Annotated in this window: 11 protein-coding genes; 3 read left to right on the top strand and 8 right to left on the bottom strand. The window is 65.6% G+C overall.

From position 1 onward, the window contains the following. Nucleotides 1-12 precede the first annotated feature (12 nt). A complete protein-coding gene (locus APZ15_RS09030) occupies nt 13-501 on the bottom strand; it encodes an Lrp/AsnC ligand binding domain-containing protein (RefSeq protein WP_011351353.1) in 489 nt (162 codons plus the stop codon). Between the two features lie 145 nt (nt 502-646). Between APZ15_RS09030 and APZ15_RS09025 the strand changes: the two genes are divergently transcribed. After that, nucleotides 647-1,933, top strand: coding sequence for a D-amino acid dehydrogenase (locus APZ15_RS09025; protein WP_027788049.1), 1,287 nt, complete (start codon nt 647-649; stop codon nt 1,931-1,933). Nucleotides 1,934-2,032: 99 nt separating this feature from the next. Here the strand turns inward: APZ15_RS09025 and APZ15_RS09020 are convergent, their stop codons facing one another. The 6 genes from APZ15_RS09020 to APZ15_RS08995 form a co-directional block, all read right to left on the bottom strand. Further along, entirely contained in the window at nt 2,033-3,823 is a 1,791-nt protein-coding gene (locus APZ15_RS09020) for an acyl-CoA dehydrogenase (protein WP_027788050.1), read from the bottom strand. 98 nt (nt 3,824-3,921) lie between these two features. Beyond that, entirely contained in the window at nt 3,922-4,857 is a 936-nt protein-coding gene (locus APZ15_RS09015; RefSeq protein WP_027788051.1) for an electron transfer flavoprotein subunit alpha/FixB family protein, read from the bottom strand. 16 nt (nt 4,858-4,873) lie between these two features. Then, nucleotides 4,874-5,623: an electron transfer flavoprotein subunit beta/FixA family protein gene (locus APZ15_RS09010; protein WP_021157446.1), complete on the bottom strand. Its 750-nt coding sequence runs from the start codon at nt 5,621-5,623 to the stop codon at nt 4,874-4,876. Nucleotides 5,624-5,851: 228 nt separating this feature from the next. Beyond that, nucleotides 5,852-6,646, bottom strand: a complete 795-nt coding sequence (locus APZ15_RS09005; RefSeq protein WP_027788052.1) for a MetQ/NlpA family ABC transporter substrate-binding protein — start codon at nt 6,644-6,646, stop codon at nt 5,852-5,854. A 31-nt stretch (nt 6,647-6,677) separates the two neighbouring features. Next, entirely contained in the window at nt 6,678-7,331 is a 654-nt protein-coding gene (locus APZ15_RS09000) for a methionine ABC transporter permease (protein WP_006486982.1), read from the bottom strand. Continuing rightward, nucleotides 7,321-8,355, bottom strand: coding sequence for a methionine ABC transporter ATP-binding protein (locus tag APZ15_RS08995; protein WP_027788053.1), 1,035 nt, complete (start codon nt 8,353-8,355; stop codon nt 7,321-7,323). Before APZ15_RS08995 ends, APZ15_RS09000 begins: the two co-directional genes overlap by 11 nt. 216 nt (nt 8,356-8,571) lie before the next feature. Here APZ15_RS08995 and APZ15_RS08990 point away from each other — a divergent pair, with 216 nt between their 5' ends. Next, nucleotides 8,572-9,492: an alpha/beta hydrolase gene (locus APZ15_RS08990; protein ID WP_027788054.1), complete on the top strand. Its 921-nt coding sequence runs from the start codon at nt 8,572-8,574 to the stop codon at nt 9,490-9,492. Between the two features lie 27 nt (nt 9,493-9,519). On the opposite strand, the gene APZ15_RS08985 is transcribed toward APZ15_RS08990, so the two are convergent. Beyond that, a complete protein-coding gene (locus APZ15_RS08985) occupies nt 9,520-10,443 on the bottom strand; it encodes a histone deacetylase family protein (protein ID WP_021157450.1) in 924 nt (307 codons plus the stop codon). Between the two features lie 43 nt (nt 10,444-10,486). On the opposite strand from APZ15_RS08985, the gene mltB reads away from it, so the two are divergent. Continuing rightward, nucleotides 10,487-11,830, top strand: a complete 1,344-nt coding sequence (gene mltB, locus APZ15_RS08980) for a lytic murein transglycosylase B (protein ID WP_080982007.1) — start codon at nt 10,487-10,489, stop codon at nt 11,828-11,830. The last annotated feature ends 23 nt before the right edge of the window (nt 11,831-11,853 follow it).

Genomic DNA, 11,853 nt, shown 5'->3' with positions numbered 1-11,853 from the left:
GCCGCCGGTACGTCAGTCGCCCACCGCGATCGTCAGCGTCTCCTTGATTTCTTCCATCACGACATAGCTCTTCGACTGCACGGCGCCGGGCAACTGCAGCAGGATGTCGCCGAGCAGCTTGCGGTAGTCGGCCATTTCGCCGATCCGCGCCTTGATCAGGTAGTCGAAATCGCCGGACACGAGATGACACTCGAGCACCTCGTCGATCTTCATCACTTCCCGGCGGAATTGCTCGAACATGTTGCCGCCCTTGTGGCCGAGCGTGATCTCGACGAACACCAGCAGCGCGGCATCCAGCTGGTGGGGATCGACACGCGCGTGATAACCGGTGATCACGCCGTCCCGCTCCATGCGCCGCACACGCTCGATGCACGGCGTGACGGTCAGTCCGACCTGTTCCGCGAGGTCCTTCATCGCCATCCGGCCGTCGTCCTGGAGCAGTTTCAGGATGCGCCGGTCGAGCTTGTCGAGCGAGCGTACGGGCTGACGTTGCGTTCTCATTTGTTTATGCTGAAAACCTGAAAAATACGATAACAAAACCTACACATTCGACAATACCATAGCGCAAAAAACTAGATCAGCTAGAGGTTACACGGAGCCGCAGGTGCGCCCGGCCTCGATCTGGTCCCTTCCATCTGGAGCAGCTATGCGAGTCGTCATTCTGGGCAGCGGTGTGGTGGGCGTGGCAAGCGCGTATTACCTCGCGCGCGCCGGTCATGAAGTCACGGTGATCGACCGGGAGGCCGGCCCGGCGCTCGAGACGAGCTTCGCGAACGCTGGCCAGATCTCCCCCGGCTATGCCGCGCCGTGGGCCGCCCCCGGCGTGCCGCTGAAGGCCGTCAAATGGATGTTCGAGAAACACGCGCCGCTCGCGATCCGCCTCGACGGCACGCGCTTCCAGCTCCAGTGGATGTACCAGATGCTGCGCAACTGCACGGCCGAGCGCTATGCAGTCAACAAGGGCCGCATGGTTCGCCTCGCCGAATACAGCCGCGACTGCCTGCAGGCGCTGCGCGCCGATACCGGCATCCAGTACGAAGGCCGCACGGGCGGCACGCTGCAACTGTTCCGCACGCAGCAGCAACTCGACGGTGCAGCGAAGGACATCGCCGTCCTTCAGGAAGCGAACGTGCCGTTCGAACTGCTGTCGCCGGCCGACCTGAAGAATGCCGAACCGGCCCTCGCCGCCGTTTCGCACAAGCTGACGGGCGGCCTGCGCCTGCCGGGCGACGAAACGGGCGACTGCCAGCTGTTCACGACGCGCCTCGCGGCACTCGCGGAATCGCTCGGCGTGAAGTTCCGCTACAACACGCCGATCGATGCGCTCGCGATCGCGGGCGGCAAGATCGCCGGCGTGCAGTGCGGCAGCGAGACGGTGCGTGCGGACGCGTACGTCGTCGCGCTCGGCTCGTACTCGACCAGCTTCATCTCGAACCTGATGAAGATCCCCGTCTATCCGCTGAAGGGCTATTCGATCACCGCGCCGATCGTCAACGAAGCGGCCGCACCCGTGTCGACCGTGCTCGACGAAACCTACAAGATCGCGATCACGCGTTTCGACCAGCGCATCCGCGTCGGCGGCATGGCGGAAATCGTCGGCTTCGACAAGAAGCTGCGCGCCGCGCGCCGCGAAACGCTCGAAATGTGCGTGAACGACCTGTTCCCGGGCGGCGGCGATACGTCGAAGGCAACGTTCTGGACGGGCCTGCGCCCGATGACGCCGGACGGCACGCCGATCGTCGGCCGCACGCCGGTGTCGAACCTGTTCCTGAACACCGGCCACGGCACGCTCGGCTGGACGATGTCGTGCGGTTCGGGCCAACTGCTCGCGGACCTGATCTCGGGCAAGATGCCTGCGATCCAGGCTGACGACCTGTCGGTACACCGTTACCTGAAGGACGTGGCAGGCCAGACGCGCCCGGCCTACGCATAAGCCGCTGCCGCCCGCGGCAATGCGGGCCTGCTGGCCGGCATCAAAGAGAAAGGCGCCCGGGGGGCGCCTTTTTCATGACGTCGAGTGTCCCGCGAAGAATCAGAACTGGTCTTCCGTCAACGCGAGCACGCCCTCGTTGCCCTTGGTGCCGACAATCGACGCTTCGAGCGCGCCTGCCTGCACCAGCACCTGCTCCGCATAGAGCTGCGCGATCGCGATCTTCGCGCCGAAGAACGCCGGGTCGCTCGCGCGGTTCGCCTGCGCGGCCACCAGCGCACGCGCCATCTGCCATCCGCACAGCACCACGCCCGCCAGCTTCAGGTACGGCACGCTGCCCGCGAACACCGCGTTCGGGTCCTGCTTCGCGTTCGCCAGCACGTAATCCACCACCGACGACAGCGCCTTCGCACCCTTCTCCAGTTGCACCTTCATGGATGCGGCCGCCGCACCGTCCAGCTTGCCCAGCGCCGCGACAGGCTCGCCGATTTCGGCGATCAGCGCCTTCGCCACCGCGCCGCCGTCGCGCAGCGTCTTGCGGCCCACCAGGTCGTTCGCCTGGATCGCCGTCGTGCCTTCGTAGATCGCCAGGATCCGCGCATCGCGGTAATACTGCGCCGCGCCGGTTTCCTCGATGAAACCCATCCCGCCGTGCACCTGCACGCCCAGGCTCGCCACGTCGTTCACCATCTCCGTGCTCCAGCCCTTCACGACCGGCACCAGATATTCGTAGATTGCCTGATGACGCGCCCGCGTCGCCTCGTCCGAATGGCGGTGGGCAATGTCGCTGTGCGCCGCGGCCACGTACGCCAGCGAGCGCGCGCCTTCGGTCAGCGCGCGCATCGTGCCGAGCATCCGGCGCACGTCCGGGTGATGGATGATCGTCACCGACTGCTTGGCCGACCCGTCCACCGGGCGGCTCTGCACGCGCTCCTTCGCGAATTCCGCGGCCTTCTGGTACGCGCGGTCGGCCACGCCGATCCCCTGCATCCCGACGCCGAAGCGCGCCGCGTTCATCATGATGAACATGTATTCGAGGCCGCGGTTCTCTTCGCCGATCAGGTAGCCGATCGCGCCGCCGTTATCGCCATATTGCAGCACCGCCGTCGGGCTCGCCTTGATCCCGAGCTTGTGCTCGATCGACACGCAGTGCACGTCATTGCGTTCGCCCAGCGAGCCGTCCTCGTTCACCAGGAACTTCGGCACGATGAACAGCGAAATGCCCTTCACGCCTTCCGGCGCGTTCGGCGTGCGTGCCAGCACCAGGTGGACGATGTTGTCCGCCATGTCGTGCTCGCCCCACGTGATGAAGATCTTCGTGCCGAACACCTTGTACGTGCCGTCGCCCTGCGGTTCGGCGCGCGAACGCACCAGCGCAAGATCCGAGCCCGCCTGCGGCTCGGTCAGGTTCATCGTGCCGGTCCATTCGCCCGAGATCAGCTTCGGCACGTAGCGCTGCTTCTGCTCGTCGGTGCCGGCCGTCAGCAGCGCCTCGATCGCGCCGTCGGTCAGCAGCGGGCACAGCGCGAACGACAGGTTCGACGCGTTCAGCATCTCGATGCACGGCGTCGCGATCAGCTTCGGCAGCCCCTGGCCGTCGTATTCGGACGGGTGCTGCAGTCCCTGCCAGCCGCCTTCGACGAACTGGCGGAACGCTTCGCCGAAGCCCGGCGTCGCGGTCACGACACCGTCCTTCCAGCTGCTCGGATTGCGGTCGCCTTCGACGTTCAGCGGCGCCAGCACCTCGCCGCAGAACTTCGCGGACTCGTCGAGCACGGCCTGCGCCGTGTCGTAACCGGCGTCCTCGAAACCCGGCAGTTGCGCAACGGCGTCGATGCCCGCGAGTTCCTTCAGCACGAACAGCATGTCCTTGACGGGGGCGTTATAGCTCATGGTGTGTCTCCCTCTTCTCTCTTCTGTCGATGGCGAAAAAAAGGGGCGCTCGTCGCGCCCCTCTTCTCGTGTGCTTACCGCCTGAGCGTCACACTGCGTCAGCCGAGCTCGTTCACGAGCTCCGGCACGAGCGCGAACAGATCGCCGACGAGGCCGTAGTCGGCCACGCTGAAGATCGGCGCTTCCGGATCCTTGTTGATCGCGACGATCACCTTCGAATCCTTCATGCCGGCCAGATGCTGGATCGCACCCGAGATGCCGACCGCGATGTACAGCTGCGGTGCGACGATCTTGCCGGTCTGGCCGACCTGGTAGTCGTTCGGCACGTAGCCGGCGTCGACTGCCGCGCGCGATGCGCCGAGTGCCGCGCTCAACTTGTCCGCCAGCGGCTCCAGCACCTTCGTGTAGTTCTCGCCGCTGCCCAGACCGCGGCCGCCCGACACGATGATCTTCGCGCTCGTCAGCTCCGGACGGTCCAGCTTCGTCACTTCACGGCTGACGAACTGCGACTTGCCTGCGTCTGCCGCTGCTTCGATCTTCTCGACCGACGCGCTGCCGCCTTCCGCCGCCACCGGATCGAAACCGGTCGCACGCACCGTGATGACCTTGATCGGGTCGCTCGACTGCACCGTCGCGATCGCGTTGCCCGCGTAGATCGGGCGCTCGAACGTGTCGGCACTGTCAACCGCCGTGATGTCCGAGATCTGCGCGACGTCCAGCTTCGCGGCGATACGCGGCGCGATGTTCTTGCCGTAGGCCGTCGCCGGCGCGAGGATGTGCGAATAGTCCTTCGCGATGTTCAGCGCCGTCGCTTCGACGTTTTCCGCGAGACCTGCTTCGAGTTGCGGCGCGTCGGCCAGCAGCACCTTCGATACACCCGCGATCTTTGCTGCCGCGTCGGCTGCGCCTTGCGCATTGTGGCCCGCGACCAGCACGTGAATGTCACCGCCGATCTTCGCCGCCGCCGCCACCGTGTTCAGCGTCGCGGCCTTGATCGACGCGTTGTCGTGTTCTGCAATCACCAGAATCGTCATTTCTTTCCGCTCCCTCTTACAGCACCTTGGCTTCGGTCTTCAGCTTCTCGACCAGCGTCTTCACGTCCGGCACCTTCACGCCGGCTGCGCGCTTCGGCGGCTCGGCCACCTTCAGCGTCTTCAGGCGCGGCGCGACGTCCACGCCGAGGTCTTCCGGCTTCACCGTTTCCAGCGGCTTCTTCTTCGCCTTCATGATGTTCGGCAGCGTCACGTAACGCGGCTCGTTCAGGCGCAGGTCGGTCGTCACGACCGCCGGCAGCGTCAGCGACAGCGTTTCCGCGCCGCCGTCGACTTCGCGTGCGACCGTTGCCTTGCCGTCGGCGATCGTCACCTTCGATGCGAACGTCGCTTGCGGCAGGCCGGCCAGCGCGGCCAGCATCTGGCCCGTCTGGTTCGAGTCGTCGTCGATCGCCTGCTTGCCGAGGATCACCAGCTGCGGCTGTTCCTTGTCGACCAGCGCCTTCAGGATCTTCGCGACGGCCAGCGGCTCGACGCTGTCGTTCGATTCGACGAGGATCGCGCGATCCGCGCCGATCGCCAGCGCCGTGCGCAGCGTTTCCTGCGCTTGCGTGACGCCCACCGACACCGCGATCACTTCGGTCGCGACGCCCGCTTCCTTCAGGCGCACCGCTTCTTCCACCGCGATTTCGTCGAACGGGTTCATCGACATCTTCACGTTCGCAATGTCGACGCCCGTGTTGTCCGACTTCACGCGGACCTTCACGTTGTAATCGACCACTCTTTTCACTGGCACCAGGATTTTCATGCACACGCTCCAAAGTTACGAATACGACCAGAGGCCATTCTATAGCGAGGCCTCATGACTGCGCGGCCAAGCGGACCCAACCATCATGGTTGTCGAGGATACCGCTTCTTGACGACGCGCCAATGATAGCGAACGATCGTTCTATTTTAAAAGAGAAAAAACCCGGACGCAAAGCCCGGGTTTTCGATCATCGACTCTAATCTCTCCGGGCGTCCCGTTGTTCGCCCGTTACCAGGCGGCAATGACCGCTCCGCCGAACTTGCCTTCGATGAACTGCTTCACATCGGCCGAATGATAGGCCGCGATCAGTTTCGCCACCCACGGCTTGTTCCGGTCCGCCTCGCGGATCGCCAGGACGTTCGCGTACGGGCCGCTCGGCCCTTCGATCGCGATCGCGTCCTGTTTCGGTTTCAACCCCGCTTCCATCGCGTAGTTGGTATTGATCGCGGCCGCGTCGACGTCGCCGAGCGAACGCGGAATCTGCGCCGCATCAAGCTCGACGATCTTCAGCTTGCGCGGATTGTCGACGATATCGAGCGGCGTCGCCTTCAGCCCCGCGTCCGCACGCAGCTTCAACAGGCCCTGCTTCTGCAGCAACAGCAACGCACGGCCGCCGTTGGTCGGATCGTTCGGAACCGCGATGCGCGCGCCCGGCTTCAGTTCGGCCAGCGACTTCACGCGCTTCGAATAGATGCCCATCGGGAACGTGACGGTATCCGCGACCTTGATCAGCTTGTAGCCGCGATCCTTCACCTGCGCCTGCAGATACGGGTCGTGCTGGTAGCTGTTCGCATCGAGGTCGCCCGACGCGAGCGCGGCGTTCGGCTGCACGTAATCGGAGAATTCGACGATGCGGATGTCGAGGCCGCTCTTCGCCGCGACCTTCTTCACCGCCTCCATGATCTGCGCGTGCGGCCCACCCGTCACGCCCACTTTGATGGTTTCGGCCTGCGCGTGCGCACCCGCGAACAGCGCGGCTGCGCCGAGTGCCACCGCGAACTTCAGCATGAAGCGTCGTTGCATCGTCTCTCTCCCCTAACGGATCAATTTCGTCTTATTTGTGGCTCAGCCGGCGGACGAGCCAGTCGCCAAACGACTGCACGATCTGCACGAACACGATCAGGATCGCGACGACCGTCCACATCACTTCCGGCAGATAGCGCTGATAACCGTAGCGGATCCCGAGATCGCCGAGCCCGCCGCCGCCGATCGCGCCCGCCATCGCCGAATAGCCGACCAGCGACACGAACGTGATCGTCAGGCCCGCGACGACACCCGGCAGCGATTCGGGCAACAGCACCTTGAAGACGATCTGCGACGTGGTCGCGCCCATCGATTGCGCGGCCTCGATCAGCCCGCGGTCGACTTCGCGCAACGCCGTCTCGACGAGACGCGCGATGAACGGCGCGGCCGCGAGCGTCAGCGGCACGACCGCCGCGGCCGTGCCGATCGACGAACCCGTGACGAGCCGCGTAAACGGAATCACAGCGACCAGCAGGATGATGAACGGCGTCGAGCGGACGGCATTCACGATGCCGCCGAGCACGCGATTCACCGCGAGGTTCTGCAGCACGCCCTGGCGGTCGGTCAGGTAGAGCAGCACGCCGAGCGGCAGGCCGACGAGCGCGCCGACCGCCCCGGAGATGCCGACCATGATCAGCGTCTCCCAGAACGACTGCACGAACATATCGAACATCTCACTCAACATACGAAAGCTCCTCTACCACCACACCTTGTTCGCGCAGGAACGCGAGCGCCTGCCCGACCTTGCCCGGCTCGCCGCCCGCGAGCACCGCGAGCGAACCGAATGCTTGACCCTGAATCTCGTCGATCTGGCCATGCAGGATGTTGAAATCGAGTTCGTACCGACGGATCGTTTCCGACAGGATCGGCTGGTCGACACCCGAGCCCGTAAACGCCAGCCGCAGCAGATGCCCGCTGCCGGTCTTCAGCCGCTCGGCCACGCGCGCCTTCAGCGCGGGCGGCAACTCCTGCGCGATCACGTCGCCGATCAGCGCGCGCGTCACTTCGTGATGCGGCTGCAGGAACACGTCGATCACGCGGCCTTCCTCGACCACGCGCCCCGCATCGAGCACCGCGACGCGATCGCACACCTGCTTGATCACTTCCATCTGGTGCGTGATCAGCACGATCGTCAGGCCGAGTTCGCGGTTGATGCGCTTCAGCAGGTCGAGGATCGAGCGCGTGGTCTCGGGATCGAGCGCGGACGTCGCTTCGTCCGACAGCAGCACCTTCGGCTGGCTCGCGAGCGCGCGTGCGATGCCGACGCGCTGCTTCTGCCCGCCGCTGATCTGAGACGGATAGCGATCCTTCTGCGCTGACAGCCCGACGAGGTCGAGCAGCGGCAGCACCGCGGCCTCGATGTCGGCACGGCTTGCGCCGGCCAGCTCGAGCGGCAGCGCGACGTTGTCGAACACCGTGCGCGACGACAGCAGGTTGAAGTGCTGGAAGATCATGCCGATCTCGCGTCGCGCCTCGCGCAGCGCGCCAGCCGACAGCAGCGTGAGATCGAGCCCGCCGACGACGACATTGCCTTCGGTCGGCCGCGTGAGCAGGTTGATGGTGCGCACGAGCGTGCTCTTGCCGGCGCCGCTTCGGCCGATGATGCCGAACACCTCGCCCTGCGGGATCGTCAGGTTGATGTTGCGCAGCGCCTCGACCCAGCCGCCCGGCCCGGGAAATCGCTGCGAAAGATTGCGTAATTCGATCATGTAAACAAAACGGCGGCCGGCTGGCGAGTTGGCCCGCCAGTCGGCCGCCGATGCATCTGGAATAACCGTCGATTTTACCGCAAACCCCTCATTCCCCTTAATAATCGATTTCGATCTTTTCATAACCGCACGAAATTAGAGGGATGCCGCTGGCGCGCCACGACGATGCCGCGACTATGATCCGGAACACCAACCAACCGACAGGGGACACGCCAGATGACCGCCACCACCACGCCGGCCGCCGCACCTGCCACCGCCGGACCGGCGCCATCGTCCCCACCCGCGCCGACGATGGGCCGCCTGCGTACCGCCGACGGGCTCGAACTGGCGTCGTACCGCTGGCCGGCTGGCGACGGCACCGAGCCGCCGCGCGCGACGATCGCGCTCGTACATGGCCTTGCCGAACACGCGGGTCGTTATGCCGCGCTCGCCGGCCGTCTGAATGCGGCCGGCATCGAGGTGCTCGCGATCGACTTGCGCGGGCACGGCCAGTCACCCGGCAAGCGCGCCTGGGTCGAGCGCTTCGACGGCTACCTGAACGATGCGGATGCGCTGGTCGCCGAAGCCGCACGCGGCAATTCGCCGCTGTTCCTGATGGGGCACAGCATGGGCGGAGCGGTCGCGGCGCTGTACGCGATCGAACGCGCGCCGGCACGCGGCCACGCGCTGGCCGGCCTCGTGCTGTCGAGTCCGGCGCTCGCGCCGGGACGTGACGTGCCGCGCTGGATGCTTGCTGTGAGCCGCGTCATCAGCCGCATATGGCCGACCTTCCCCGCGATCAGGATCGATGCCGCGCTGCTGTCGCGCGATCCGGCCATCGTCGCAGCCAATCGCGCCGATCCGCTCGTCCATCACGGCGCGGTGCCCGCGCGCACCGGCGCGGAGATTCTCGACGCGATGGCACGCATCGAAAGCGGTCGCGGCGGGCTGCGCGTTCCGGTGCTCGTCTATCACGGCACCGAGGACAAGCTGACCGAACCCGACGGCAGCCGTGCGTTCGGTGCGCGCGTCGGCTCGCCCGATCGCACGCTGACGCTGTACGAAGGCGGCTTTCACGAAACGATGAACGATCTCGAACGCGATCGCGTGATCGACGCGCTGATCGCGTGGATTCACGCGCGGGCGCCGGCGCGCTGAGTGCGCCCGGGGCCGGTCACGCGATCGTCAGATGCCGGCCAGTACGCGCAGGTGCGCGACGACGCTGCGCCCGAGCGCAGACAGGTTGTAGCCGCCTTCGAGGCAGCTCACGATGCGCCCCTGCGCATGCCGGCGCGCCACCTCGACGATCTGCGCGGTCAACCATTCGAAATCGGCTTCGACGAGGCCGAGGTTGCCGATGTCGTCCTCGCGATGCGCATCGAAACCCGCGGACACGAACAGCATCTGCGGCTTGAACGCATCGAGGCGCGGCAGCCAGAACATGTCGACGGCTTCGCGGATCGCCATCCCGTTGCTGCGCGCGGGCATCGGCAGGTTGACCATGTTCGGCGCCTGGTGATCGACGCCCGAGAACGGGTACAGCGGATGCTGGAAGAAGCTGCACATCAGCACCCGCTCGTCGTTCGCGAATGCCGCCTCGGTGCCGTTGCCGTGATGCACGTCGAAATCGATGATCGCGACACGCTCCAGACCGTGTACGTCGAGCGCATGTCGCGCGGCGATCGCGACGTTGTTGAAGAAGCAGAAACCCATCGCACGCGCAGGCTCCGCATGGTGGCCGGGCGGACGCACGCCACAGAACGCATTCGCATAGCGGCCTTCGATCACCGCGTCGGTCGCCGCGATCGCGGCGCCGGCCGCACGCAGCGCCGCGCGCCACGTATCGCGGTTCATCAGCGTATCGGGATCGATCTCGACGTAGCCGTCGACCGGCGTCATGCTCCGGATGTAGTCGATGTGCGCCTGCGTATGCACCCGTCCCAGCGCCACCTCGCTCGCGAACGGCGCGGTTTCGTGCACGATCAGATCGTCGATGCGGCTCGCGATCAGTTGATCCTGGATCGCCGACAGGCGGGCCGGGCATTCCGGATGCCATTCCCCCATCTCGTGCAGCATGCAGTCGGGGTGCGTATAGAAAGCGGTTGCCATAAGCTGTCATCCGCGGCGCACGGTGCGCCGCAGGTCTCCATCAATGATGTCCATCGTCTGCCGCGAATTCGCCGCTAACTTACCACAACGGGGGCCTGCCACGCCCCGGCGCGCCGGATCCGTCGGGTATACTGCGCCGAACCCAATCGCCCTGTCCGCCCGCTTCGACATGAATTCCAGCAAGCCTGCCGCCCTTCTCTCCGCGCTGTTCCGTGTTCGCGTTCCGCTCGTCGCGGCCGCTGTCGTCGCGGCCCTCGGCGCCGCGCCTGCCGGCGCGCAGACGCAACCCGCGAAGCCCGCGGGCACGCTCGTCGCACAGGCCCAGCCGCAACAACCGACGCCGCAAGGCCAGACCTTCGAAGAGGAAATCGTTCCGCAGCGTTACGCGAACAACGCGAAGGTCGACGCGTTCATCGACGAGATGGTCAGCCGCAACGGCTTCGACTCCGCGAGCCTGCATGCGCTGTTCTCGCGTATCAGCTATTCGGCGACAGCGGTCAAGCTCGTGAAACCGGCCCCGTCGCCGACGGTCAAGAACTGGCGCGTCTATCGCTCGCGCTTCATCGAGCCGATCCGCATCAACGCGGGCGTGAAATTCTGGAAGGCGAACCAGGCAACGCTGCAGCGTGCATCCGAGCAATTCGGCGTGCCGCCCGAGGTGATCGTCGGCATCATCGGTGTCGAGACGATCTACGGCCGCTACATGGGCAATTTCCGCGTGCTCGACGCGCTGACGACGCTCACGTTCGACTATCCGGACACGCCGAATCGTGACAGCCGCCAGGCGACGTTCCGCAAGAACCTCGAGGATTTCCTGGTCTGGACCCGCGACAACCAGCTCGACCCGACCACCGTGCTCGGTTCGTATACGGGCGCGATCGGGATTCCGCAGTTCCTGCCGAGCAGCATCCGCGAATATGCGGTCGACTTCGACGGCACGGGCCATGTCGACCTGCGCAGCAGTCCTGTCGATGCGATCGGCAGCGTCGCGAACTACCTGAAGCAGCACGGCTGGGAAACCGACCGCCCGGTGGTCTGGCAGATCACGCCCGACACGGGCAGCCTGGGGATCGCACAAGCCGCCGCCGACGGCCAGCCCGAACCGCACTGGGCACTGTCGCAACTGCTGCGCGCGGGCATGACGCTGAACGAGCCGACGGTCAACATCACGACCGAAGCCGGCACGCCCGTGACGGTGGTCGACCTGCCGTCGCCGGGCCGCGCGACCGAATACATGCTCGGGCTCAAGAATTTCTACGTGCTGACGCGCTACAACCGCAGCTTCTTCTACGCGCTTACCGTGTACCAGCTTGGCGAGGCTGTAAAGGCGCAGATGGAAGCGAGCGGCGCACTTCAGCCGAATACCACCGATACACAGTCGCAGTAAGCACCGCCCGCCCAATGAAAAAG

Source organism: Burkholderia cepacia ATCC 25416, assembly GCF_001411495.1.
GTDB lineage: Bacteria > Pseudomonadota > Gammaproteobacteria > Burkholderiales > Burkholderiaceae > Burkholderia > Burkholderia cepacia.
This window is presented reverse-complemented; position numbering and strand designations above follow the sequence as displayed.